The organism is Klebsiella sp. KE9456, assembly GCF_043832615.1.
In the GTDB taxonomy this organism is placed as follows: domain Bacteria; phylum Pseudomonadota; class Gammaproteobacteria; order Enterobacterales; family Enterobacteriaceae; genus Klebsiella; species Klebsiella indica.
In genome coordinates this window covers 19,108-41,972 of record NZ_JBDYQK010000030.1, presented here as the reverse complement: position 1 = coordinate 41,972, position 22,865 = coordinate 19,108, and the positions used below count along the sequence as shown (strand labels likewise).

The 22,865-nt window shown below is 53.4% G+C and carries 21 protein-coding genes and 1 pseudogene; 16 read left to right on the top strand and 6 right to left on the bottom strand.

Translation table 11 applies throughout. The annotated features are described in order from the left end of the window. Nucleotides 1-104: hypothetical protein (locus ABK821_RS22610; RefSeq protein ID WP_244500604.1), on the top strand; the 104-nt coding region annotated here is incomplete at its 5' end. Nucleotides 105-128: 24 nt separating this feature from the next. Here the strand turns inward: ABK821_RS22610 and ABK821_RS22605 are convergent. Next, nucleotides 129-1,067 (bottom strand): annotated as a pseudogene (locus tag ABK821_RS22605) (APC family permease); the annotation flags it as partial. 490 nt (nt 1,068-1,557) lie between these two features. Here ABK821_RS22605 and ABK821_RS22600 point away from each other — a divergent pair. The 4 genes from ABK821_RS22600 (at nt 1,558) to ABK821_RS22585 (ending at nt 5,693) form a co-directional block, all read left to right on the top strand. After that, nucleotides 1,558-2,697, top strand: coding sequence for a tyramine oxidase subunit B (locus ABK821_RS22600; protein WP_343178711.1), 1,140 nt, complete (start codon nt 1,558-1,560; stop codon nt 2,695-2,697). Between the two features lie 72 nt (nt 2,698-2,769). After that, the gene (locus tag ABK821_RS22595; RefSeq protein WP_138359701.1) at nt 2,770-3,192 is read left to right on the top strand and encodes a RidA family protein; all 423 of its coding nucleotides are present in this window, start codon (nt 2,770-2,772) and stop codon (nt 3,190-3,192) included. Between the two features lie 59 nt (nt 3,193-3,251). Continuing rightward, on the top strand, nt 3,252-4,544 hold the full coding sequence (locus ABK821_RS22590) for an FAD-binding oxidoreductase (RefSeq protein WP_138359703.1): 1,293 nt from the start codon (nt 3,252-3,254) through the stop codon (nt 4,542-4,544). A gap of 249 nt (nt 4,545-4,793) precedes the next feature. Next, complete coding sequence (locus ABK821_RS22585; RefSeq protein ID WP_171034824.1) at nt 4,794-5,693, top strand: AraC family transcriptional regulator; 900 nt, start codon at nt 4,794-4,796, stop codon at nt 5,691-5,693. A 117-nt stretch (nt 5,694-5,810) separates the two neighbouring features. Here ABK821_RS22585 and ABK821_RS22580 read toward each other — a convergent pair whose 3' ends face one another. Further along, a complete protein-coding gene (locus tag ABK821_RS22580) occupies nt 5,811-6,722 on the bottom strand; it encodes a LysR family transcriptional regulator (RefSeq protein ID WP_343178712.1) in 912 nt (303 codons plus the stop codon). Nucleotides 6,723-6,837: 115 nt separating this feature from the next. Between ABK821_RS22580 and speB the strand changes: the two genes are divergently transcribed. The 8 genes from speB (at nt 6,838) to ABK821_RS22540 (ending at nt 14,640) form a co-directional block, all read left to right on the top strand. Continuing rightward, complete coding sequence (speB, locus tag ABK821_RS22575) at nt 6,838-7,788, top strand: agmatinase (RefSeq protein WP_343178713.1); 951 nt, start codon at nt 6,838-6,840, stop codon at nt 7,786-7,788. A gap of 10 nt (nt 7,789-7,798) precedes the next feature. Next, complete coding sequence (locus tag ABK821_RS22570) at nt 7,799-8,647, top strand: sugar phosphate isomerase/epimerase (RefSeq protein WP_138359711.1); 849 nt, start codon at nt 7,799-7,801, stop codon at nt 8,645-8,647. 12 nt (nt 8,648-8,659) lie between these two features. Beyond that, nucleotides 8,660-9,736, top strand: a complete 1,077-nt coding sequence (locus ABK821_RS22565; RefSeq protein ID WP_138359713.1) for an isopenicillin N synthase family oxygenase — start codon at nt 8,660-8,662, stop codon at nt 9,734-9,736. A 19-nt stretch (nt 9,737-9,755) separates the two neighbouring features. Further along, nucleotides 9,756-10,559 (top strand): ABC transporter substrate-binding protein, encoded by an 804-nt coding sequence (locus ABK821_RS22560; protein WP_343178714.1) that lies wholly within the window; start codon nt 9,756-9,758, stop codon nt 10,557-10,559. Nucleotides 10,560-10,583: 24 nt separating this feature from the next. Then, nucleotides 10,584-12,104: an amino acid ABC transporter permease/ATP-binding protein gene (locus ABK821_RS22555; RefSeq protein WP_343178715.1), complete on the top strand. Its 1,521-nt coding sequence runs from the start codon at nt 10,584-10,586 to the stop codon at nt 12,102-12,104. Beyond that, the gene (locus ABK821_RS22550; RefSeq protein WP_138359717.1) at nt 12,105-12,833 is read left to right on the top strand and encodes a class II aldolase/adducin family protein; all 729 of its coding nucleotides are present in this window, start codon (nt 12,105-12,107) and stop codon (nt 12,831-12,833) included. Nucleotides 12,834-12,838: 5 nt separating this feature from the next. Further along, complete coding sequence (locus ABK821_RS22545; protein WP_343178716.1) at nt 12,839-13,771, top strand: glyoxylate/hydroxypyruvate reductase A; 933 nt, start codon at nt 12,839-12,841, stop codon at nt 13,769-13,771. 74 nt (nt 13,772-13,845) lie between these two features. Further along, nucleotides 13,846-14,640, top strand: coding sequence for an SDR family NAD(P)-dependent oxidoreductase (locus tag ABK821_RS22540; protein WP_138359721.1), 795 nt, complete (start codon nt 13,846-13,848; stop codon nt 14,638-14,640). A 166-nt stretch (nt 14,641-14,806) separates the two neighbouring features. Here ABK821_RS22540 and ABK821_RS22535 read toward each other — a convergent pair whose 3' ends face one another. The 3 genes from ABK821_RS22535 to ABK821_RS22525 all read right to left on the bottom strand — a co-directional run bounded on the left by ABK821_RS22535 (nt 14,807) and on the right by ABK821_RS22525 (nt 18,525). Beyond that, a complete protein-coding gene (locus ABK821_RS22535; RefSeq protein ID WP_138359723.1) occupies nt 14,807-16,000 on the bottom strand; it encodes an MFS transporter in 1,194 nt (397 codons plus the stop codon). Between the two features lie 16 nt (nt 16,001-16,016). Continuing rightward, nucleotides 16,017-16,790, bottom strand: a complete 774-nt coding sequence (locus ABK821_RS22530) for a transporter substrate-binding domain-containing protein (protein WP_142502480.1) — start codon at nt 16,788-16,790, stop codon at nt 16,017-16,019. A gap of 214 nt (nt 16,791-17,004) precedes the next feature. Continuing rightward, a complete protein-coding gene (locus tag ABK821_RS22525; protein WP_343178717.1) occupies nt 17,005-18,525 on the bottom strand; it encodes an aldehyde dehydrogenase family protein in 1,521 nt (506 codons plus the stop codon). A gap of 251 nt (nt 18,526-18,776) precedes the next feature. On the opposite strand from ABK821_RS22525, the gene ABK821_RS22520 reads away from it, so the two are divergent. The 3 genes from ABK821_RS22520 (at nt 18,777) to ABK821_RS22510 (ending at nt 21,752) form a co-directional block, all read left to right on the top strand. After that, complete coding sequence (locus ABK821_RS22520; protein WP_142502482.1) at nt 18,777-20,564, top strand: sigma-54-dependent Fis family transcriptional regulator; 1,788 nt, start codon at nt 18,777-18,779, stop codon at nt 20,562-20,564. A gap of 357 nt (nt 20,565-20,921) precedes the next feature. Continuing rightward, complete coding sequence (locus ABK821_RS22515; protein ID WP_138359731.1) at nt 20,922-21,221, top strand: helix-turn-helix transcriptional regulator; 300 nt, start codon at nt 20,922-20,924, stop codon at nt 21,219-21,221. 9 nt (nt 21,222-21,230) lie between these two features. Further along, nucleotides 21,231-21,752, top strand: a complete 522-nt coding sequence (locus ABK821_RS22510) for a rhodanese family protein (protein WP_308564140.1) — start codon at nt 21,231-21,233, stop codon at nt 21,750-21,752. 201 nt (nt 21,753-21,953) lie between these two features. Here the strand turns inward: ABK821_RS22510 and stpA are convergent, their stop codons facing one another. After that, nucleotides 21,954-22,355 carry a DNA-binding protein StpA gene (gene stpA, locus ABK821_RS22505; RefSeq protein WP_138359733.1) on the bottom strand — a complete coding sequence of 134 codons (402 nt, stop codon included), beginning with the start codon at nt 22,353-22,355 and terminating at the stop codon, nt 21,954-21,956. Nucleotides 22,356-22,865: the final 510 nt, after the last annotated feature.

The window sequence follows — 22,865 nt, the reverse complement described above, 5'->3', positions numbered from 1 at the left end:
ATCACCAGTGCCGTTCAATGTGGCAACTGTTGAAAAAGGTTCGTCACTTTATGGATACCGTCAGCCCATTCCCCGGTGGAAAGCATGGGCTGGCTAAAGTGTAGCGGTATTAGGATCAGTTATTTAGAGCTATAAATATACCGTGAAATATTATTATGAAAAGCCAGGCTGGCGGCGAATAAACTGGTAATCAGTAAAAGCGACATCACATCAACCGACCACGCCCCAAGATACTCACGGGAAATATTAAAGATAAAATTACCTGGATCCTGCGCAGCAACCTTTTCAATATCCTGTAAATTATAGGATTGAACAATCGACCAACTGGTTAAAGTAAAAAATACTGTGATAATCAACAGTGCACAGATTGTCGCCCGAGGGACTGTTTTTTCAGCATCACGACATTCTTCGCCATAAATAGCCGTTGATTCGAAGCCGATAAAAGAAGCGATAGAAAAAATAAATGCAATCCCAATATTACCATTCAGGAAAACATCCGGATTAAATGACTGAAAGCTAAGTGAACCACTATGTTTTATCAGAATTGCCACATCAAGACACAGGATCACGCCAACTTCGGCGAGCATAAGAACGCCAAGGATCTTACTACCAAATTCCACACGTCGGATACCCAATACCCATCCGACAACAATGAATATAATACTCAGTATCCACCATGGGATCTCCGCGGAAAAGTGTTCACTGACAAACAAGCTGGCAAATAACCCCAACATCGCAATCACCGCAATTTGAATTGCAAAATAGGCGATAAGCGCCACCAATGAAGCGGACGCACCGGCATTTTTGCCTAACCCCATGCTTATATATGTGTAAAAAGCACCAGAATTAGTCACATAACGGCTCATTGCGATAAATCCAACCGAAAATATCATCAGAATGATGCCAGCCAGAATGTAAATTACCGGGATCCCGCCACCGTTTCCGGCAAAGATAGCCACTGGCAACCCGCCGACGACACCGGTCAGCGGTGACGCAGCCGCCACGACGAAAAAAATCAACGCGCCTAAACCAAGACTATTTTTTCTGAGACCAGAATGATTGTCCATGACTCTACCCCTATCGCCTGACTGCAGATGAATAAATATTTTTCTTTCAATCCCCACACTCCATCATTAGCCTGGCCTCCGTTCATTAGATAGAAAAAATCAGACATACAGTCAAATCAACAGCCACAAAACGTCATTTCCTGATGAAAACAATTTTATATGAGCTAAGCGACTGCGCCAGCTCAATTAACCCATACCATAAAAAGAATAATGGCTCTAATATCATGTTGTTGTCATTAGAACCGTACTTTGTCGCAAAAATACAATACCGCTCCGTGCTAATCCATTATCACTATACCGACAGAACGCTGATTGTTGATATATACCATTAATACTTCAAGCAACATCGTTATTGGCTACTGGCGCTCACCCTTGCCACGAACTATTTGTTCGTTCCCGGGGATGCGCTGAGTTTTCGCCTTGATGCAACGCGAATTATTTTACAAATATCAACACAACTCAATGAGATACTACTACTACGAGGTTCATTATGTCTGACAGCACCCGGATCGATTTCATCTACCTTTCCGAACAGGATATGATAAAAGCCGGCGTCACCAATATGAGCGCCTGTGTCGATACAATGGAACAGATGTTTGTTCTGTTATATCGCGGTGATTATCGTATGGCTGGCGCAAACAATGATTCGCACGGTGCCATGGTGACTTTCCCGGAAGACTCCCCGTTTCCTAACATGCCAAAACCCACTGCTGATCGGCGTTTTATGGCAATGCCGGCATATCTTGGCGGGGATTTTTGTACCGCTGGCGTAAAATGGTATGGTTCCAACATCGCAAACCGCGAAAAAAGCCTGCCGCGTTCTATTCTGATGTTTACCCTCAATGACGCTGACACCGGGGCGCCTTTAGCCCATATGTCTGCTAACTTACTGTCTGCATACCGTACAGGTGCCATTCCAGGTGTGGGCGCTCGCTATCTGGCACGTAAGGATTCGAAAACCATTGGCCTGCTGGGGCCAGGAGTCATGGGGAAAACCACTGTCGCCGCATTTATTGCCGTTTGCCCGCAAATCGACACCCTAAAAATCAAAGGACGAGGCCAGAAAAGCCTTAACAGTTTTATTTCATGGGCAAAAGAAAACTACCCACAAATTACCACCATTGAAGTCGTGGAAACTCTCGAAGAAGTCGTTCGCGACTCAGATATCGTGACTTATTGTAATTCAGGCGAAACGGGTGATCCTTCAACCTATCCCATGGTAAAACGCGAATGGGTTAAGCCTGGCGCATTTCTGGCGATGCCTGCCTATTGTAATATTGATGAAGGAATGGAGCAGGCCGACGTGCGTAAAGTCGTCGATAATACCGGCCTGTATAAAGCCTGGTATGAAGAAGTCCCCAAACCGGCACATAAATATATCCCGGTCATTGGCGTTCGGTTTATGGATATGCTCGATGAAGGGAAAATGACTGCCGAGCAAATTGAAGATATCGGCAAAATTATCGCGGGAGATGCGTCGGCCCGTAATAATGATGAAGAGATAATCATTATGTCCGTCGGCGGTATGCCCGTTGAGGACGTCGCCTGGGGCACAGTAATATACCGCAACGCTCTCGCCAAAAATATTGGCGTGAAACTGAATCTTTGGGAAACGCCAGTTCTTAGTTAAATCACAGACAAGGGAGGCGATTTAAATTGTCTCTCTTGTCATAACATTTTTACTCTCTAACGGATAAAAATCATGCCACAAATCATTAAAGTCAACAGCGGTTCACCCTTTGAAGCTGAAGCCAGTTATTCACGTATTGTTGCTGTCGATAACTGGATTTATGTCTCCAATACTGCGGGACGCAATCCACAAACTAAAATCATTTCCGATGACATCACTGAACAAACGCATCAGGTTTTCGCTAATATTGAAACGGCACTGGCGGCTGTGGATATAAAACTGGCGGATGTCATTTTTTCCCGAGTGTATATTCAGGATCCAAACGATATTCCCGCTGTTATCCCGATTCTTGGACATAAATTTCGCGGCATCAATCCGGCAACAACAATAACCTGCCCACCACTTGGCAGCTCAATTTATAAAGTTGAGATCGAAGTGACCGCATATCGCAATGCGTCAACCGCAGATGTGAAAACGATCACTGTCGGCTCATAAATAGTGATCGCGATGTAACGATCAATACCGAAAAGTTTATTATCTAAGGATTCCCCCTTATGGCTCCGAAAATCGCCCCTGTTCGTACCTCCGACCAACTTCCCTCGTCAACTACGGTTGTCGTTATTGGCGGTGGCATTGTTGGGCTGACGGCAGCATTAACACTGGCCGAGCGCAATATTAGCGTGGTTGTACTGGAGAAAGGACATCTCGTCGGGGAACAATCATCGCGAAACTTAGGCTGGGTTCGAAAAACCAGCCGAAGCGCCGATGATATTCCGCTGGCTCAAGCGGCCGATCGTCTCTGGTCTACGATGGCTGAACGCGTAGGATGCGATGTTGGCTATCGCCAGGCCGGGATCATGTTCATTGCGCGCAACGAAGCGCAAATGGCGATGCATGAAAACTGGCTGAATTCAGTGCGCGATCTCGCGTTAGATTCTCGCCTGCTCAGCGCGCAACAGATAGCCAATCTGGTTCCAGGCGGTAAAGGGCAATGGCGAGGGGGTATCTATACCGCATCAGACGGGCGGGCGGAACCCACACTGGCTGGCAGCGCGATGGCCAATGCGGCAATCGCCAAAGGCGCAACCATTATTGAAAACTGTGCAGTGCGTAGCTTATCAACCTCCGGTGGAAAGGTGAGTGGTGTCATCACTGAGAAAGGCGAAATTCAGTGTCAGCACGTGCTACTGGCGGGTGGGTTATGGTCGAGACGTTTTTTAGGCAACCTCGGTGTATCGCTGCCGACCCTGCCGCTCATTTGCTCGGTATTACGAACACGCCCGATGGAAGGCCCGAGCGAAATTGCTGTCGGCGCACCTGATTTTTCCTTCCGTAAACACCGGGATGGCGGATACATTATTACTCAACGTGGCGCCCTTGATGCCCCTCTGTCGCTTGACCATATCCTGACGGGGCTACGCTACGTCCCCCAATTGCGTAGCCAACGCGGCATGCTGCGGGTCTCATTAGGGAAATATTTCTTTAAAGATTTAGCGCTGTCCCGCCGCTGGGGAAATCACCGTATTTCGCCTTTCGAACGTGTCCGCACCATGGATCCACCAGCCAATATGGCGCTAAACAACGAAGCGATGAATAATCTCAGAGCGGCCTGGCCTGCTTTCGAAAATGCCGTGATTGAAGAAGCCTGGGCAGGAATCATTGACGTCACCCCGGATTCAAACCCGGTCATTGGACATGTTGATAAAATTCCAGGGCTGACATTAGCCACCGGTTTTTCCGGTCATGGCTTTGGGACATCGCCAGCAGCGGGCCAACTGGCGGCAGATCTCATCACCGGGAGCACGCCACTGATAAACCCTGCGCCATATCGGTTTTCCCGGTTTTAAACACCAACAATGGCCTCATGCGCCCCGTTTCAGGATATATGCCCTGTTTCGGGGCAACGCCCTTCTCTTCTCCGGCCATTTGTGATCACGGATAATGCCATCGCTTTCTCAATAATCTTCGTTAATACAAACACCTGGATAGGAAAGTGTTTCTATTTGTTAATATCATCGTGTAATACGAAGCAAATCAATTTTTGGTATGGAACATGCATCTTGTTTTTTGACCTGAATCAAAAAACTGGAGTTAACATGTCACAGTTAACAAGTGCTCTTAAGCCTAAAGGTATTCATCCGCTACAGCCTCACTTTGTTGCCTGTGGAAATGACAGCTATAAAGAGCACGTCTTAAACGACGATAGAATTTCTCATTTTTATACTTTCAAAGTTACAGGCAAAGAAAATCAGACACTTGCCGTGCCTGATGGGTGTACAGATATCGTTTTTGATTGTGATGAGCATTCTCGTGGCGCACGTATCTGCGGCACCACATTAACCACACACTCTACGGAATTTAAGGCCGGACATGAGTATTTTGGGGTGCGCTTTCTGCCTGGCATCGTCCCCGGTTTTAGCGATCTTTCCGCCGAAGATCTCGCCGATAAAGAGATCAACATCCTTGACTCGCTGAGCAATGCGCAAAATTTGATCGAAGAGATAACATCATGCACCAGTTTCATGCAAAGAACGTCGCTCTTCCAGTCTAAGTATGCCCCACATCTGATCCGTGACATTTCAGATATCACCAAATATATGATTCAAACTATTCAGCAATGCAAAGGCGATATTCGCATTGAAGAACTGCAACGCCTGACTGGCTACAGTTGCCGAACCATCCAACGCATGTTCAGGCAGGATACCGGTCTGTCGCCGAAAACATTCTGCCGGTTAATCAGATTCCAAATCGCTATCGGCTTGATCAGTACAAACAAGAAACTGTCTCTTTCATCGCTTTCACTGGATCTCGGATACAGCGATCAATCACATTTTCTGCGTGAATTTAAGTCGCTGAGCAATATGACGCCCGGAGAATATAAAAGTTATGCCTCGAACATCAAACTACCTATGGATGATTATCTCTTTGCACCGCCAGCAGAGTCCAAAAACCTCTCAACTCGCCGCTATGGAAACCACACCAACACCTTATTATGAACTCGCCATCAGGGGGATTTTCCCTACATAAATGCCGCAGGATATCTCTCCTGGCGAATGACATCAGCGTTCTTCGTTATCTTCATGGCCCAGGTTTTCTTAGACCTGAACCCGCCTTCATTCACTCCACTTCGGTCTGGCCACCGTATTCTTCTTCAGGAGATCACGAAACGCTTTCAAAAAAGGTTCATTGCTGCGCCCGCGTTTGCATATCGCCGAGAATGGCGACTGAAAACCAAACTCATTAGGCAATAATACCCGCAGCCGATTCTCTTTAATCCACGGCCAGGCGTAATGCTCTGGAAGATAACCGATATATTTCCCCGACAGAATCAACAGCAGCTGCGCATCCACCGTTTCAACGGTGGCGCTGCCCTTGCTGAATCCACGCCGCCGCAGGTCGCTGGTGTTCCAGTAACTGCGTGTTACCAGCGGGCACTGGCTGATCTGATCTTTGTCCAGTTGTCGGCTGAAGAACATCGGATGCAGATCGCTACAGTAGAGCCAGTGCTGCTCGCGATACAGCGGTTCGCTGATAATGTTATGCACCTGCGAGTTATAGCTGCCAATGGCAAGATCGATCTGGTTATTCAATACGCCGTTAAGCTGTTCCGCCGGGGTACGGATAATCAGCTTGATATGCACATTGGGGAACTTATCGCTAAAGCTGCGTAGCACCACCGGCAGCGACAGCGCGGTTTCGGTTTCGATGGAGTCGAGCACTGAGATACAAATCGTTCCACTGTGCTCGCCTTTTAGCAGCGCCGACTGGCGCTCCAGCTCGTTCAGTTCACTCAGTACGCGGATCGCCTGCTGCAAAAAATGCTGGCCCTTCTCGGTCAGGGCAAAACCGCCGCGTCCGCGCTGACACAGGCTAAAACCAAGCTGGCTTTCCAGTTGCGACATCGCATTGCTGATCGCGGATACAGAGATCCCCAGCTCCTGCTGGGCCCGGTTATAGCTCTCAAGACGGGCCACCGTCTCGAAAACCTGTAGCTGTCGAATATTTAGCGTGGCGTCATTAAGCATGGCGTTTAGTTCACAAATAAATGAACTGAGTATTTACGGCAGACGATGTAAAGTCCAGCACATCTTTCGCACAATCCCTGCTGTTGAGTTTTGTATGTCAGATTCAGGAGCAGAAATGGATAACGTCTTTCATCAACCGCAAGGTGGCAACGAGATGCCGCGCTTTGCTGGCCGCGCAACAATGATGCGTCTGCCATTTATTGAAAATTTACAGGGACTTGATGCAGCATTCGTCGGCATTCCGCTGGATATCGGAACGTCCCAGCGCTCAGGGACGCGCTACGGACCACGCTATATTCGTAACGAATCAGTCATGATTCGTCCATACAACATGGCTACCGGCGCGGCCCCCTTTGATTCACTGTCGGTAGCGGATATCGGTGACGTAGCGATTAACACCTACAGTCTGCTGAAATCCGTGCAGATCATCGAAGATTACTACACTGGTTTAAATAGTTTCCCGCTGATTCCCCTGACGCTGGGGGGCGACCACACCATCACCCTGCCGATCCTGCGCGCGCTGACCAAAAAACATGGTCCGGTCGGCCTGATTCATGTTGATGCCCATACCGATACCAACGATGAGATGTTCGGCGAAAAAATCGCCCACGGCACCACCTTCCGCCGCGCCGTCGAAGAGGGGCTGCTGGACCTTAAACGCGTCGTCCAGATCGGGCAGCGTGCGCAAGGCTACGCTGCCGGTGACTTCCAGTGGGGCGTCGATCAGGGCTTTCGTCTGGTGCAGGCGGAGCAATGCTGGCACAAATCCCTGGCACCGCTGATGGCGGAAGTTCGCCAGCAAATGGGCGAGGGTCCGGTCTATCTCAGCTTTGATATCGACAGCCTCGATCCCATCTGGGCGCCCGGCACCGGCACCCCGGAAGTGGGCGGCCTGACGTCGATTCAGGCGCTGGAGATTGTGCGCGGCTGCCGCGGCCTGAACCTGATTGGCTGCGACCTCGTTGAAGTCTCCCCGCCCTATGACATCAGCGGCAACACCGCGCAGCTGGCCGCCAACCTGCTGTATGAAATGCTCTGCGTTCTCCCCGGCGTGAAATATGAATAGAGGATAAACCATGCAGCTCAACGTCTTTCGCACGCTGTGGGGCGTCACCACCCCGTGGCAGCAAACGGTTAGCGAACTCAAAAGCGCCGGCTGCTGCGGCATTGAAGCGCGAGTCCCGCTTAGCGCAGAAGAGCAGCAGACGCTGGGTCGGCGGATTGAAGCGTCGGCGCTCCAGTATATCGCCATCGTGTTTAGCGGCGGCGGCGTCATTCCGGCTCAGTCGGAAACGCCGGCGCAGCATCTGGAACGTTTAAAAGAACGATTTGCGGCGGCGAAAGCGTTGAATCCTCGTTTCGTCAACCTGCTGGCCGGTAATGATCGCTGGCCGCTGGCGCAGCAGGTCGATTTTCTCGGTAAGGCTCATGAGCTGGCCGCCGAGTATGAGCTGACCTGCAGCTTTGAAACCCATCGCGCCACGTCGCTGTATAGCCCATGGCTGACGCTGGAGATCATTCAGCAACTGCCGCAGTTGCGCTTTACCGCGGATATCAGCCACTGGATTGTCGTGAGCGAGCGCCTGCTCGATGACCCCTGCGATGATTTCAGCACCTTTATTGAACGGGTACACCATATTCAGGCCCGCGTCGGATATGACCAGGGGCCGCAGGTGCCGCATCCCGCCGCGCCGGAATACCAGGCTGCCCTGCGGTTTCAACAGCGTTTCTGGCAGCAGATCTGGCAATCGCAACGCCAGCGTGGCTACCAGCACACCACGCTGACGCCGGAATTTGGCCCCGATGGTTATTTGCATCACCTGCCGTTTACCAACGTTCCGGTGGCCGATCTCTGGTCGCTGAACGCCTGGATAGCCCAGCATGAACAGCAGCATTTTGTTGAATTTACCTCGCTAACTGAATAAGGAACTGCCGAAATGACCGCCGCAAAAAGTGCTTTTACTGAATTACCGATAATAGATATCAGCGATCTGGCCTGCGACGATCCCGCCAAACGCCAGGCGGTGGCCGACACCATCGGCCGGGCCGCCCGTGACGTCGGCTTTTTCTACATTACCGGTCACGGCATTGCGCCCGAATTGATCGCCGGGATCCGCGCGGCGGCAAAACAGATTTTCGCCCTGCCGATGCAGCGCAAGATGGCGTACTACATCGGCCAGTCAAAAAGCCACAAAGGTTATGTCCCCGAGGGCGAAGAGATTTACGGCTCCGGCAAACCGGACCATAAAGAGGCGTTCGATATCGGCTTCCAGGCCGCCGACGATCACCCTCTGGTCATTGCCAGAACACCGCTGATTGGCGCCAACGAGTGGCCGGATGTCCCGGAGTTTAAATCCCGGGTGCTGGCCTACTATGATGCGGTATTCGCACTCGGGCATCGCTTGTTTGATGCCTTTGCTCTCGCCCTCGGTCTGCCGGAAGGCTATTTCCGTTCCATGGTCACCTGCCCGCCTTCGAAACTGCGCCTGATCCACTACCCCTTTGACGCCAGCGCCGAAGATGTTCCCGGTATTGGCGCACATACCGACTACGAGTGTTTCACTCTACTGCTCGCCGACCAGCCTGGCCTCGAAGTGCTGAATGAAGATAGCAACTGGATCGACGCCCCACCGCTGAAAAGCGCCAGCGGAGAAGAGGCTTTCGTGATTAATATCGGCGACATGCTGGAAGTGTTGAGCGCTGGCACATTTGTTGCAACAGCCCACCGGGTACGCAAGGTGCCGCAGGAACGCTACTCCTTCCCGCTGTTTTTCGCCTGCGACTATCACACGCTGATTCGCCCCCTTCCGGGCTTCCTCGAAGCAGGCGAAGCCAGCGAGTATCAGGAACTGAGCATCGGCGAACATATGTGGAGCCAGGCGCTGCAGACTTATCGCTACCTGCGCGAGAAAGTCACCAGAGGTGAGCTCCAGCTCCCCGAACGCGCCCGCGGCACCAATACATTTGGTCATCTGAAAAAACAAGCGCAACAAAAAACCGTTAACAACCCGTGAGAACCCGTGAGGATAAATGATGAAACAAACGCTAAAAAAACTCTCGCGCCGTGTGGCGTTATCCATCGCCGTCACTGCTTGTTTTTCACCGCTCACTCAGGCGGCTGAGTTGCTGACCAACGGCGTATTTAAAGTCGGTATGGAAGTGACCTATCCGCCGTTTGAGTCCTACGACAGCAATAACAATATCGTCGGTATCGACCCGGAGTTCGCGACGCTGATCGCCGAACATCTGAACGCCAAACCGCAGCTTATTGACACGAAATTCACCAGCCTGATTTTAGGCATCGGTAAAAAATATGACGCGGTGATCTCCGGAATGTACGTCACCCCGGAACGCCAGAAGCAGGCGGATGCCATCCCTTACGCGTTGTCCGGCGCATCGATTATCGCCCTGAAAAACAGCCCCATTCAGCCGAAAACGGAAGATGAGCTATGCGGCGTGAAGGTGGGTCTGCAACAGGGAACAGCCTGGGTTTCCAGCCTGAAAAAACACTCCGACGACTACTGCCTGAAAAACGGTAAACCGGCCATCAGCATTCAGGAATACCCGACCGCGCCTGAAGTCTCCCAGGCGCTGTTATCAAAAAATATTAACGCCCAGTTAGAAATCGCCCCGGCGGCGCAAATTATTGTCGGGAAAAGCCGTGGTCGCCTGGTAATCAGTTCGAGCCGCCTGGTTTATCCATTACCGCTGGGAATTTACGTCGCCAAAGGCAACACCGAACTGGCCGAGGCCATTAAATCAACGTTAGCCGCCCTTAAAGCCAACGGCAAATATGACGCCATCATCAAGAAATACAACTTAGAAAGCATCAATTAATACAATAAAGAAACAGGAGTCGGTATGGAGTTCGATTGGGGATACTTTTTCTCATTATTTAGCTTTGGCGCATTCTGGCAAGCATGTGTAACCGTTATCGCGGTCAGTTCGCTGTCCTGGTTTATTGGCCTGATATTAGGTTTTCTTTTAGCCTGCGCCAAGCTCTCCGGCCCGCGCTGGCTAAAAGTTCCCGTCGAACTCTATATTTGGTTTTTCCGCAGCGTACCATTGATGGTATTACTGGTCTTTGTCTATAACCTGCCGCAGCTATTTCCGGTCACCCAGCCGCTGCTCGGTATTCCATTTATTGCCGGACTGATTTCAATGACGGTGACCGAAGCGGCCTATATGGCGGAAATCCATCGCGGCGGCCTGCTTTCCGTCGCCAAAGGGCAAAGCGAAGCCGGGCATGCATTAAGTTTTAGCTTTATCGGTATTCAGCGCTTAATTATTATCCCGCAGGCGTTTCGCATTTCGCTGCCTACGCTGATTAACGAATATATCACCATCATTAAACTTAGCTCGATCCTGTCGGTGATTTCACTGCCGGAACTGCTGCTTACCGGCCAGCGTCTGTACGCGCAGAATTTCCTCGTGATGGAGACGCTGCTGGCGGTCGCCATCTATTACGTTATGGTGGTCACCGTCTTTAGCTGGCTTTTCCGGGCGCTGGAAAACCTGCTGGATATTCAGCGCAAACGTCCGCAAACGCTTAATGACAGCGAATGCGAAACCCTGCGCCAGAAGCTGAAACCGCCGGTACAGGGGCAAAAGGCGCAGCCCGCCAGCGGCAATCCACCGGCGCTGGATTTGCACGCCATCAAAAAGTCCTGGGGCCAGCATGAGGTGCTGAAAGGTATTGATCTGAAAGTTGAAAATGGCGAAGTGATCAGCATCATCGGGCCGTCAGGTTCCGGCAAAACCACCCTGATCCGCACCATTAACGCCCTTGAAACCATTGATGCCGGCGAAATTATTCTGTATGGCGAAGATTACCTGAAGGGAGCCTCCATTGTTGATAAGCAGCAAATGCGCGCTGGCGTACGCCGCATCGGCATGGTGTTTCAGGGCTTCAACCTGTTCCCCCATCGCACGGTGCTGGATAACGTTATGCTCGCCCCGCTGTATCACAAACTGCTTGATCGCCCGGTGGCCAGAGAGCAGGCGCTGTGGCTGCTGGATCGCGTCGGTCTGCTGGCCCATGCCGAAAAATATCCGTATCAGCTCTCCGGCGGCCAGCAGCAGCGCGTGGCCATCGCCCGCGCCCTGGCGCTCAAGCCCGATATCATGCTGTTCGATGAACCGACTTCGGCGCTGGATCCGGAGCTGGTTGGCGAAGTGCTGAAAGTAATTCAGTCCCTCGCCCGTGACGGCATGACGATGTTGATCGTGACCCATGAGATGGATTTTGCGTTATCGATTTCTGACCGGATCGTGATGATGGAAAATGGCGTGGTGCAGAGCGATATGCCGCCGCAGCGTATCCGTAACGGCGCCGCCGATCCGTCCTTGACCCGCATTCGTGAATTTATGGGAGTGCAATAAATGGCAACTGAACTGGAATTACGCCAGCAACTGGCCGCCGCCTATCGTCTGGCGGCGCTGTTCGGCTGGGAAGACACGCTCTATACCCACTTCTCCGTGCGCCTGCCCGGCGGCGGCGAGCCGCGTTTTTTGATTAACCCCTTTGGCATGATGTTTGATGAAGTCACGGCCAGCAATCTCATCGTCGTCGATATGCAGGGCAAGGTTGTCGAGGGCAGCGCCCCGGCAAACTCGGCGGGTTTTACTATTCACAGCGCGGTCCATATGGCCCGCGAAGACGCCCATTGCGTTATTCATACCCACACGCTGCCGGGGATGGCGGTCGCCGCCTGTAAAGATGGCCTGCTGCAGCTTAACCAGATCAGCACCGAGTTTTATCAACGCGTCGGCTACCATCCCTATGAGGGCGTGGCGTTCGATCTCGATGAACGCGTACGGATCCAGCAGTCGCTCGGCGACAATATCGCCATGATCCTGCAAAGCCACGGCCTGCTGTCGGTCGGGCGCACCGTCGCCGATGCGTTTTACATCATGTACTATCTGAATCGCGCCTGCGAGATCCAGATGGCCGCCGCGCAGCTGGCGCCGCTCAGTCCCATTCACACGATCCCGGAGCATTTGAGCCAGCACGCCTGCGAGCAGCTTATGGGGGTTGAACATGAACGCCAGTTAGTGTGGCAGGCGTGGCTGCGCCGCCTCGATCGTCTTGATACTGCTTATAAAAACTGATGCCTATGACTCAATTAACTATCGTCGTGGATTGTAACGATCCTCAGTATGCCGGAGAAATTTGCGCGGCATTGAACGCATTCCCCCAGGTGAAGGCGGTTCTGCCCGCCGATCCCACCGCCCGCGAGGCGCAATACGCCTGCTGCTGGTTTCCCGATCCGCAGCTATTGGTTCACTCGCCTCAGTTGCAATTGATCCAGGCCGCGTCTGCCGGGGTCGATCATTTGCCCGCCAGCGTCTTTGCCAGCGACGTGCCGCTCTGCCGGGTGGTTGACGAAGATTTTCGCCACGGCATGTTTGAATATGCCCTGTGGGGCGTGCTTTGGTTTCAGCGCCGCTTCGATCGGGCGCTGGCCCACCAGCGCGAGCGCGTCTGGAAGATATATCCGCAGCGTGCGGCGACCGATTATCACGTTGGCGTGATGGGGCTCGGTGAAATTGGCGGCTATATCGCCACGCAGCTTGCCGGGCTGGGATATCAGGTTTCCGGCTGGGCGCGCAGCGAAAAATCCCTTGCGGGCGTGCGCTGCTATCACGGAGAGGCGCAGGCCGGTGAATTTCTTGGTCAACTGGATGCGCTGATCAACGTTCTGCCGTTAACGGAACAGACGCGAGGCATTCTCGCCCGGCCTTTACTGGCGCAACTGCCCGATGGCGCTGCGCTAATTAACTGCGGCCGCGGCGAGCATATGGTCAATCAGGACGTTCTCCAGGCGCTGGATAGTGGAAAATTATCCGGCGCAGTGCTGGATGTGTTCCCCGTCGAACCGCTGCCGCAGGATGATCCGCTATGGCAACATCCGCAGGTGGTGATCACCCCACATATGGCCTCCATGGCGCAGACTGAGGTGATTGTCCGCCAGCTACTGGACAACATTCAGCGTCTGCAACAGGCGCTGCCGCTGAAAAATCGTGTTAACAAACAGAGCGGTTATTAACCCGGAAAACGTCAATAGCATCTTATTCACTGCTACGCTTAATGGTCTGTTCGACAAAAAATAAGGCTATCAGCATGAATATTAATTTATCGGGGAAAACCGCACTGATCACCGCCTCCAGCGGCGGTATTGGTTTCGCCATCGCCAAAGGACTGGCAGCCAGCGGGGCGGAAGTCATTATTAATGGTCGTAGCGAGCGTAGCGTGAGCGCGGCCATCGCCCGTTTGCAAAATGACGTTCCCGGCGCGAAGCTGCGCCCGGCCATTGCCGACCTGAGCAGCGCCGAAGGCGTCAGCCAACTGGTGCAGGCGGTAAACGGTGTCGACATCCTGGTTAATAACGCCGGTATTTACGGCCCGCTGGATTTCTATGCCACCGACGATGCGACCTGGGAAAACTACTGGCAAACCAACGTGATGTCCGGGGTTCGCCTTTCCCGCGCGCTGCTCCCGGCGATGGTGCAAAAAGGCTGGGGCCGGGTAGTGTTTATCTCTTCGGAATCGGCACGCAATATTCCAGCGGATATGATTCATTACGGAGTCACGAAAACCGCTCAGCTATCGCTGGCCCGCGGGCTGGCGAAGTTTGTCGCCGGTAGCGGCGTCACCGTTAACAGCGTGCTGCCGGGACCAACCATCTCCGATGGCTTTGCCGAAATGATGAAAGACGAAGTCGCGAAAACCGGAAAATCGCTGGAACAACTGGCAAAAGAGTTCGTGATGGCGAACCGCCCGAGTTCGGTGATTCAGCGTGCGGCCTCGGTAGATGAAGTCGCCAATATGGTGGTTTACGTCTGCTCGACTCAGGCCTCCGCGACCTCAGGCGCGGCGCTGCGCGTGGATGGCGGCGTGGTGGATGATATTGTGTGACAAGCTGCGCCCAACCGCAGATTAGCGGTCGGGCGCTTTCCATATCTCTTTTCTGCTCCCGGGAAGCCAGGAGAATCATTCTCGCCTGCGACCTGCACGCTCCGGTTATTCCACGCATACCGTGTCCAGACTGACGGCGACCATTTGCGGCAGCAGAGAGAAGATTTTAACCTTTTAATACTCTCTGCCTGCCGACCAGCAACACGACCAGCGCCACCACAACCGGCACCAGCGAGCCCCACAGCACGGCATTCCAGCCGAAAAGGTTCATCAACGCCCCCGAAGAAAATGAGCCAATCATCATTACGCCGAATACAATAAAATCATTCAGCGATTGCACCTGGGTTTTCTCTTCCGGACGATGAAAATCCATAATCTGCGCCGACGCGCCGGTAAAACCAAAGTTCCAGCCGATACCCAGCAGGATCAGCGACAACCAGTAGTGCATGACATCGATACCGGCCAGGCCAACCATCACCGACAGAACCAGCAGTATTAACCCGGCCGCGTTAATACGCCGGGCTCCGAAGCGGCTGATTAACCTACCGGTGAAAAATCCGGGGCCGTACATGGCGATCACATGCCACTGAATACCGAGATTCGACGCCTGCTGCGAAAGACCGTGCATATGCATGGAGAGCGGGGCGGCGGTCATCAGAAAGTTCATCACCATGTAAGAAACCGCGCCGCTAAACACCGTCCGGGCAAAGCCCGGCTGGCGCACAATCTCCCTCAGCGGACGCCCGCCGGATTTCGTCTGCGCAACCGGCACCGCGGTTTTTACCCCCAGCAATACCAGCGCCGATATTGCCGCCACCCCGCCCTGGGCGATAAACGTCATCGCAAAAGTATGCGGCGGCCACAGATTCATCGTACCGGTCACCAGCATCGGGCCAATCACCCCGGCCGCCACGCCGCCCCCCATCACCAGCGAGAGCGCCCGCGCGCGGCGTTCGTTGCTGACGCCGTCGGCGGCGGCAAAACGGAATGACACCGCCACTGCCGCATAGGCTCCGCCTAAAAAAGCCGCCAGGCAGAACAGCCAGAATGAGCTGACAACAACCGCCAGCGCCGCCGTCAGTCCCGTCAGAATACCGGCTCCCGTACCGGTCATAAAAACCGTTTTGCGCCCGCGCCTTCTGGCCAGCGCGCCAAACGGCAAAATACAGGCCGCCATTCCCAGCACAAAAATGGTGATGGGTAGCGTCGACAGCGTCGGATCGGGCGCGATTGCGTTACCGACAATCGCCCCGGTAGCGTAAAACACCACCGAGTTCGCCCCCGCCAGCGCCTGTGCCGTGGCCAGGCGAACGATATTTTGGTTTTGCTGCCTGATGGGCAGGGCTAGCTCAGCGCTCATAAATTCCCTTTCTATATCAGTGTGTTATCTGGTCGTGAATCCGCCATTTCTGCTTCAGCACATTCTTGTCCTGGCTCTCCAGCCACTGATTGACTTTCTCCAGCAACTGCGGATTATCTTTATTCATCATATAGACTTTAAAGCTGCGGGTTCCGGGAAACGGCGTCTCGTTAGCCACGCAAAAGACCCCCGGTTCATTACTTTGATAATAAACACCTTCAATTAGATCGGTGACCATCATATCCGCCGTTTTCCGCCGCAGCGCTTCCAGGTTATCGACGTTATTTTTCACCCGAATAATCTGCGCATGCTTGATATGTTCATCGACAAAGCTTTGGTTGGTGCCGCCTGGATTGACAACCACTTTCACATTTGGCTGGTCAATTTTCTCCAGGCTGCCAAGTGCGGGGGCCGCCGCACAGTTGGCCAGCGCAATCTTGCCATTCGGCACTACCGGCTTGCTTAAGGCGAAATCTTTTGCCCGCGCCGGGGTTGCCGTTACGCCGCCCATGGCGATATCAAATTTGTCGGCTTTCAGGTCAGCGGACAGCGTCGGCCAACTGGTCTGCACGAAGCTCACCTTCAGCCCAAGACGCTTGCCGAGATCTTTCGCCATATCAACGTCGTAACCCAGTAACTCCCCGGCTTTATTGTGAAACGCCAGCGGCGCGTAGTCTCCCGGCACGCCGACCTTGAGTACGCCGCTTTGTTCGATGCTGTTCATGTCACGGGCCTGAGCGCCAAAGACGATGACGGCGATGGTGAAAGCGATACCTGACTTCAACTTCATGTTTTTATCCTTGTTCAAATGAGAACGTTTTCTGATGAAACCGCGTCGCCAACGGCTTCTGTTTGTTAGTCATCACATCTTTAATCATGGAAGCCGTCAATACTCATGACGGAAAAATCGCCAAATGGCAATCTTCACAGGACATAAAAAGCCCGCAACCTGTATTGAGGATTGCGGGCAGTATTTATTCATCAGGGACGTAACGGCGGTTCGCTCAGAACAATCCCAGCGGCGCGCTACCGTAGCTGACCAGCAGGTTTTTCGTCTGCTGATAAGCATCAAGCGCCATCTTATGCGTTTCCCGCCCTACGCCAGACTGCTTGTAACCGCCAAAGGCCGCATGGGCCGGATAGATATGGTAGCAGTTGGTCCACACCCGACCGGCCTTAATACCGCGCCCCATGCGATACGCCAGGTTGGTATCCCGCGTCCACACCCCGGCCCCAAGACCAAATTGGGTCTGGTTGGCAATAGACAGCGCCTCTGCTTCATCTTTAAATGTCGTGACGCCGATAACCGGGCCAAAAATCTCCTCCTGGAAACTACGCATATCGTTACGCCCCTGAATCAACGTTGGCTGAATATAGAAGCCGTTATCCAGCTCAGCGGAGATCGTGGCGCGTTCGCCGCCAGTGAGGATCTTGCCGCCTTCATCGCGCGCAATCTTGATATAAGAGAGGATCTTATCAAACTGCTGGCGCGACGCCTGCGCGCCGATCATGGTGTCGGTATCGAAGGGATCGCCGCGGCGAATTTGCGCGACTTTCGCCATGACGCGCGCCATAAAGGGTTCGTAGATAGACGCCTGGATCAGCGCGCGGGACGGACAGGTGCAGACCTCTCCCTGGTTAAAAAAGCCCAGAACCAGGCCTTCGACCGCTTTCTCGATAAACTCCTCTTCGCCTTCCATCACGTCAGCGAAGTAGATATTCGGCGATTTACCGCCCAGCTCCACGGTACAGGGAATAATATTCTCCGCCGCGCAGGCCATAATATGGCGTCCCACCGGCGTCGAACCGGTAAAGGCGATTTTGGCAATGCGTTTACTGGTTGCCAGCGCCTCGCCAGCCTCTTTACCAAAGCCCTGCACCACGTTGAGTACGCCCGGCGGGAACAGATCGCCAATAATCTCCAGCAGCAAGGTGATGCTTAGCGGCGTCTGCTCGGCGGGTTTCAGCACCACGCAGTTGCCTGCCGCAAGGGCCGGAGCCAGCTTCCAGGCCGCCATCAGCAGCGGGAAGTTCCACGGAATAATTTGCCCGACGACGCCCAGGGGCTCATGGAAGTGGTAGGCCACCGTCGTTTCATCGATCTCCGCCGTGCTCCCCTCCTGCGCGCGCAGGCAACCGGCAAAATAGCGGAAATGATCGACCGCCAGCGGCAGGTCGGCGTTAAGGGTCTCGCGGATCGGTTTACCGTTATCCCAGCTCTCCGCTACCGCCAGATACTCCAGATTCGCCTCGATACGATCGGCCACCTGCAACAGCAGGTTAGCACGATGCTGGGCCGGGGTTTTACCCCAGGCTTCGGCGGCCCGATGCGCCGCATCAAGGGCGAAGTCGATATCTTTGGCATCTGAACGTGGAAACTGCCCGATGTCGCTGCCGTCGACCGGGGAGGTATTCATGAAGAATTCACCACCAATCGGTTCAACAAATTTACCGTCAATAAAGTTACCGTAAGCGGACTTTAATGAAACCAAAGCGCCCGGTGTGCCGGGATGTGCATAACGCATCGTGAATCTCCTTCTGTAGGGTTGAGGCGCAGCGGCGTATTAGTTTTGTACGATTGCTCGCGGCGCCTGCAATCCATAGCAGGGGTTATGCCACTTTTTCCTTTTTCATAAAATATGAAAATATTCAATAAATTAGATATCAGATTATTTTTTCTGATCCGCAGAATGCTTCTTATGTGTTGCAAATCGCAACACCAAGAAAACCACGCAGCTACAATATTGCAACAATAAAATCACCTGTGAGGTGCCCTGTGCCTGCCAATCCGTTAGCCCTGACGCCAGAAGTCAAAGCGAGCCCGCTACTGAGTGAATCCTGGTATCGCAGTCAGCGTTACGGTCTCGATCCCGCCTCGGATGACTTCCCCAGCCTGCACGCCAGCGAGTTGGCTGACAGGCTTGCCAGCCATAGCCGTCTGCAAACGTTGATCCAGCCGGTCATTAACGGGCTAACCCAAAAAGTGAGCGACCTGCAATCGGTGGTGGTCCTCTCCGACGCCAGTGGCCTGGTTTTGCAAACTTTCGGTAATACGCATGCCATGCAGAAAGCGCAGCGTTTCGCTTTAGCGCCGGGAAACCTGTGGAGCGAGAACAGGCGCGGAACCAACGCCATTGGCACCGCGCTGGCGATCGACGATAGCTGTGAAATTGATGGCCGCCAGCATTTTCTGACCAGTAATCAGGAGCTTTATTGCGCCGCCGTACCGCTACAACGCCCCGATGGAAAGATAGCCGGGGTGCTGGATATCTCCGGCCCGGCCCGGTATCCGCATGCTCAGACACTGGCATGGGTAAAAGGGGCGGCAAAGCAGATTGAGTATCTGTGGGTTAAACGGAGTCTGCATCCGCAGCAGTGGCTGATGAGCCTGCATACCCAGCCGGAAAAACTCGACAGCGTGGAGGAGTTGTTGTTGGTGTTTACGGATAGTGTTCTGACGGCGGCTAACCGGCTGGCAATGCGCGAGTTCAATCTCCATGCGGAGCAATTTGGCCACCTCACCTTCCGACAGATTTTTCCCCTGGTGGCGCAAACCGCGGTAACTGTGCCACTGCCGCTCGCCGTCTGCGGCCAGAACTATTATTACCGCTTACGCGCCCCGGCCGCTGGCGGCGTGGCGATAACAGCGCGACCGGCCATCGACCTCCCCTTCTCCAGACAGCGAGAAGGAGAAAAACTGCTTCGCCTGCTTAACGCCGGGATCGGCTTGTGTATTGAAGGGGAGACCGGCTGCGGCAAAGAGTATCTCAGCCGTACCCTGCATCAGCATAGCCGCTGGCGCGACGGTAAATTCGTCGCCATCAACTGCGCCGCCATTCCGGAATCGCTGATTGAATCAGAACTGTTTGGCTATCAGCCCGGCGCGTTTACTGGCGCAAACAAAAACGGCTATATCGGCAAGATCCGCGAAGCTGACGGCGGCGTACTGTTTCTTGATGAAGTGGGCGATATGCCGTTAACCTTACAGACCCGGCTGCTGAGGATCCTGCAGGAAAAGGAAGTCACGCCGCTCGGTGCCAGCCAGAGCGTACAGGTCAACTTCGCAGTGATTTGCGCCACGCACCGTAATCTGGCGCAACGCGTCGCCGAAGGGACTTTCCGTGAGGACCTGTTCTATCGCTTACGTGAGTTTTCCCTGACGCTACCGCCGCTGCGCGACTGGCCGGAACTGCCGACGTTTATACGCCGCCTATGGCGCGACCTGGGCGGGGAAAAGCGGCAAATTACATTGACGACAGAGGTGCTTGATCACCTGGCGACGCAATCCTGGCCAGGTAACGTCCGTCAGTTACAGAGCCTGCTGAAGGTGCTACTGGCGCTCGCTGAAGAGGGGGAAACGCTGAGAATAGATGCGCTCCCCGCAGAATATCGCCCCCGCCCCGTCAGCCCTGCGCCGCGAGGTCTTCAGCAGCACGACGCCCAGTTGATTGCCGATACGCTGGCGAGCTATAACGGCAACGTCAGCAAAGCCGCGCAGGCGCTAGGCGTCGCGCGCAGTACCCTGTATCGCCGCGCGGCCCGCCGCGGAAGCCATGGGGGCTAGGCGGTGTCCCGCCCCGGTGCGTGACTGCCGCTGGCGTCATCAGGCTGCGTGTCAAGGCGCGAACCGTGCCGTTTGGGCGCTCAAATAAACGGCGAGTCACGCAGAAGCGCGCCACAGCCAGAATAACCTCCGCAATGCCGGGCGACCTACTTGTGGCAAAAAGCGCCTTCCGGTGCGCTCATGCCTATCGTTCAGACCATCCAGCTATCGGCTTAATCGCGCCCCCTGGTAAGGCATTGTCATAATTCCTGACGAATGATGCCATTGCAGAAATTTTCTATCGCTGGCGCAATCGCGCGCTGGCGCAATCGCGTTTTTTATTTTATATTTTTCTAAATTTAGAAAAGACTAAAATAAATGAATACACCAGAACAGCTACAGGCCAGCGCCGGAGACGCCGCCGCCCTGCTGAAAGCCATGAGCCACCCCAGCAGGCTGTTGATTCTGTGCATGCTGTGCGAAACCCCAGGGGTCAGCGCCGGTGAGCTGGCGCGGATCACCGGCCTGAGCCCCTCGGCAACATCACAACATCTGACGCGGATGCGTGATGAAGGGCTTATCGGCAGCGAACGCCAGGCGCAGCGGATTCATTACTTCATTACCCGGCCAGCGGTTCAGCAAATCGTGGCCACCCTGAAGTCAATCTATTGTCCTTAAGGAAGGTTTATGACTATCGCTACTCTTTCTCCTGCAGAAGCCCAGGCGCTCATCGCCCAGGGCGCCCGGCTGGTTGATATCCGCGATACCGATGAGTACGCTCGCGAACATATCCCCGGCGCGGAACTGGTGCCACTGGACACGCTGAACAAAGGCGCGACGCTACACCCCCGTGCCGAAGAGACGATCATTTTTCACTGTCAGGCCGGTTCCCGGACGCAGAATAACGCCGCCCGTCTGGCGATAGCCGCCGCCCCCGCGCAGATGAAACTGCTGGCGGGAGGCATTCAGGCGTGGAAAGCGGCGGGTCTACCGGTGAAAGAGGATAAATCACAGCCGCTGCCGCTAATGCGCCAGGTGCAGATCGCCGCTGGCGTCCTGATTTTGCTTGGGGTTGTATCAGGTTATGCGCTTAACAGCGGCTTTTTCCTGCTTAGCGGCTTCGTCGGCGCCGGATTAACCTTCGCCGGTATTACCGGCTTTTGCGGTATGGCTCGCCTGCTGGCGGTAATGCCGTGGAACCGTCGTTAACGTCTCCCTTTGAGAGCGTTGAAGCGGGTGACAATCGGATGACTGCCGTGCGGGCAGATAATGACTGGATGAATAATATATCCGCCATAGTCCAGGTTACATATACGGTGGCAATAATCCGGCTGATCCCTGAACGTCACTCTGACCGACGCGGTGAAAGGCCTTCACATTGCTTCCGGCAGCACGACGAATGATTCGGGCTTAGATCAGGAAGCTCTCAAGGGGTTTCCCCTCCGCAACAGCGTTAGCGAGACACTTTGGCATTCGTCCCTGTCCGGTCCAGGTTTTTTCTGCGCCGGTATGATCGGTAAAGCGATATTTCGCCGGACGCGGCTGACGCTTTTTCGCGCGCTTAGCGCTGGCGCCGGACAGACCAACTAATTGCTCCGGCGTAATACCGTCAGCCCTCATCAATTCCAGCCAGGTATGTATTTTTTCCTGATATTCCGCCTGCTGTTTCTGAGCGGCCTGCTCTTCAGCTCGTTTTTCTTCAGTGACAGTCCTGAGCTTTTCCAGCATATTTTCAAGCTCGTCAATGGAGAATTCACGGGACATTGCACGGAGTGAACGAATATTATTCAGTTTATCTAATCGTAATGACATATAATCAAAAAAATTCCAGACAGTAAATAAAACACAGGTACGGTGGTAGTTTAATTGATAAGATTATTATTTTCCACCCTTTAGATAATTCATAATATATCATTGCCCCCAGAAAATACCGGAAACAAATCGATACAAGCATAATATTCAAAGTGAATAATATAGATTATGCCGATAAATATTCGTTGTGAAATATTCATCATCCTGTCTCTTATCTGCTCAGAACGTTAACCGTATATCGTTGGGAGACCACTAACGCGAGAAACTCGCGGATAAAGAATATTAATACATAAAATGTGACTTTATATTCAAAATGCAAAACAAACCATTATGCTGAGTGACCACCCTAAAACACGGTAAAAACGCTTAAATGGATACAATCCCTATCTGAACGCGATTCTGCACCTAAAGCAGACCATCGCTAAACCGCACTACGCTTATCCACATTAAGATGATTTTCATTAACTTATTGATAAATAATACAAAAATAAACCACGAGAACAAAAATAG

Excerpts from the sequence above, each read along its gene's own strand:
- ABK821_RS22600 (WP_343178711.1), top strand. The coding sequence starts at position 1,558 with ATGTCTGACAGCACCCGGATCGATTTCATCTACCTTTCCGAACAGGAT.
- ABK821_RS22595 (WP_138359701.1), top strand. The coding sequence starts at position 2,770 with ATGCCACAAATCATTAAAGTCAACAGCGGTTCACCCTTTGAAGCTGAA.
- ABK821_RS22590 (WP_138359703.1), top strand. The coding sequence starts at position 3,252 with ATGGCTCCGAAAATCGCCCCTGTTCGTACCTCCGACCAACTTCCCTCG.
- ABK821_RS22585 (WP_171034824.1), top strand. The coding sequence starts at position 4,794 with ATGTCACAGTTAACAAGTGCTCTTAAGCCTAAAGGTATTCATCCGCTA.
- ABK821_RS22580 (WP_343178712.1), bottom strand. The coding sequence starts at position 6,722 with ATGCTTAATGACGCCACGCTAAATATTCGACAGCTACAGGTTTTCGAG.
- speB (WP_343178713.1), top strand. The coding sequence starts at position 6,838 with ATGGATAACGTCTTTCATCAACCGCAAGGTGGCAACGAGATGCCGCGC.
- ABK821_RS22570 (WP_138359711.1), top strand. The coding sequence starts at position 7,799 with ATGCAGCTCAACGTCTTTCGCACGCTGTGGGGCGTCACCACCCCGTGG.
- ABK821_RS22565 (WP_138359713.1), top strand. The coding sequence starts at position 8,660 with ATGACCGCCGCAAAAAGTGCTTTTACTGAATTACCGATAATAGATATC.
- ABK821_RS22560 (WP_343178714.1), top strand. The coding sequence starts at position 9,756 with ATGAAACAAACGCTAAAAAAACTCTCGCGCCGTGTGGCGTTATCCATC.
- ABK821_RS22555 (WP_343178715.1), top strand. The coding sequence starts at position 10,584 with ATGGAGTTCGATTGGGGATACTTTTTCTCATTATTTAGCTTTGGCGCA.
- ABK821_RS22550 (WP_138359717.1), top strand. The coding sequence starts at position 12,105 with ATGGCAACTGAACTGGAATTACGCCAGCAACTGGCCGCCGCCTATCGT.
- ABK821_RS22545 (WP_343178716.1), top strand. The coding sequence starts at position 12,839 with ATGACTCAATTAACTATCGTCGTGGATTGTAACGATCCTCAGTATGCC.
- ABK821_RS22540 (WP_138359721.1), top strand. The coding sequence starts at position 13,846 with ATGAATATTAATTTATCGGGGAAAACCGCACTGATCACCGCCTCCAGC.
- ABK821_RS22535 (WP_138359723.1), bottom strand. The coding sequence starts at position 16,000 with ATGAGCGCTGAGCTAGCCCTGCCCATCAGGCAGCAAAACCAAAATATC.
- ABK821_RS22530 (WP_142502480.1), bottom strand. The coding sequence starts at position 16,790 with ATGAAGTTGAAGTCAGGTATCGCTTTCACCATCGCCGTCATCGTCTTT.
- ABK821_RS22525 (WP_343178717.1), bottom strand. The coding sequence starts at position 18,525 with ATGCGTTATGCACATCCCGGCACACCGGGCGCTTTGGTTTCATTAAAG.
- ABK821_RS22515 (WP_138359731.1), top strand. The coding sequence starts at position 20,922 with ATGAATACACCAGAACAGCTACAGGCCAGCGCCGGAGACGCCGCCGCC.
- ABK821_RS22510 (WP_308564140.1), top strand. The coding sequence starts at position 21,231 with ATGACTATCGCTACTCTTTCTCCTGCAGAAGCCCAGGCGCTCATCGCC.
- stpA (WP_138359733.1), bottom strand. The coding sequence starts at position 22,355 with ATGTCATTACGATTAGATAAACTGAATAATATTCGTTCACTCCGTGCA.